Genomic DNA, 1,639 nt, shown 5'->3' on the forward strand with positions numbered 1-1,639 from the left:
GGACAGCAGGGGCTGCGTGGAGCCATCCACACAGCGCAGCGCAGACCCTGCTGATGCGCTGACCTTGGGGTAGTGGACCATGGACCCGCTGCTCTGCAGTGGGCCCGGTCATGCCCTTTGCACGAAGCTGAGCGTGCCGCGTTCGCGCAACGCCTCGTCACTGAGCCTGGGACCGCGTTTGAGCTTTGAACCACCCAGTTTGCGGCGGTCAATCTTTGGCGGCGGTTCTGGCTCGGGGAAGAGATGCAGGGGCTGGTCGCGGCGGGCAGGGGCGTCGTTATTGCGCTTGCGGTGATGCGGCATGATGGCCTGCATCTGTTTGGCCAACATTAGCGCCGCGTCCAGATGCTTGTTCTCGACAATAGCAGGCTGGTTGACGTGCCGCATCTTATCGAACGGACGATAGGGCAGGACATGGCCCTCATGTTCGATCTCCAGCCGACCGTCAGGATATTCGCACACTGTCACCCGCTTGCGCGCCAATGCTTTGCTGATCGCTGTCGGCTCCAGAATGAACATCACCTTGTTGTAATGGAGCGTCAGCGCCGCCGTTACTGTCCGCTGCTCCCGCCAGACCATGATCGAGCGCAAATCGTCATGCGGGGCGAGGGGACGGTGCAGGTCGCGCACGTCAAAGGCGGGGCGAGCGAACCGCGCATTATGCCGGGCCATATAGCTGTCGAGAAAGACGTTGGCCTCCTCGATCGACGATATGCCTTCCAGACGCATCGCTTTGACTAGGCGATCCTGCAATGTGGCATTGGCCCGTTCGACCCGGCCCTTGGCCTGCGGCGAGTTGGCGCAGATAATCTCGATGTTCAGCGCATCCAGCGCACGTCCGAAATGCGTCATGCCATCGCCGCGTGCTGCGCTGGCTTTGGCGTTCCGAAACACGCTGTGCTTGTCGGAATAGAAGGCCACCGGTTTGCCGTGCCGCTCGATATACTCCCGCGTCGCATCCATATAGGCGAAGGTGCTCTCGCTTTCGGCCATTTTGAGGTGCATCAGTTCGCTGGTCGCATCATCAATATAGACGAGCAGGGTGCATTGCGGCCCGCGATCCTCGAACCACCAGTGCTTCGACCCGTCGATCTGGATCAGCTCGCCCCGGCAGTCGCGCCGGTAGCGTGGCTGATATGGGCGAGGGCGCCGGGCTTCGCGATCCTTCCACAACCCGGCCTTGATCATGAACTGGCGCAACGTCTCGCAGGCCAGATGAATATCGTGCCGTTCGGCCAGATACTCACGGGCCAGCGTGGGGCCGAAATCATAATAATGCTCACGCACGATCGCGACCACGCGCTCCCGAAAATCATCGGCATAGCGCCGGTTGCTGGGCCGGCCGCGCTTGGCTGACACCAAGCCGGCAGCACCTTCGGCTCTTAACCGATCCAACAGCCGATAAATTTGCCGCCGCTCAATGCCTAAAAGCCGCGCCGCATCCGTCGGCCGCAGCTCGCCACGATCCACGCGCATCAAGGTATCGAAACGCGAAAGCTCGCCATCGCTCATCACCAGCACCGCCATTATCGCACATCCTCCAACGCGAAGGATGAACATGACAGCAGCGCTCCGCCGATGATCCAAACTGTGTCATCTCTATCTAGCGGGGGTGTGTCATTTCTAAATGGCGCTTACA

1 protein-coding gene is annotated in these 1,639 nt (G+C 60.8%); it reads right to left on the reverse strand.

What is annotated here, in order from left to right; genetic code table 11:
* Window positions 1-108: 108 nt before the first annotated feature.
* Window positions 109-1,527 carry an ISNCY family transposase gene (locus JQK15_RS26400; protein WP_063976827.1) on the reverse strand — a complete coding sequence of 473 codons (1,419 nt, stop codon included), beginning with the start codon at window positions 1,525-1,527 and terminating at the stop codon, window positions 109-111.
* Window positions 1,528-1,639 lie beyond the last annotated feature (112 nt).

The sequence above is a fragment of the Sphingobium sp. BHU LFT2 genome (assembly GCF_018604485.1).
GTDB classification, from domain to species: Bacteria; Pseudomonadota; Alphaproteobacteria; order Sphingomonadales; family Sphingomonadaceae; genus Sphingobium; species Sphingobium yanoikuyae_A.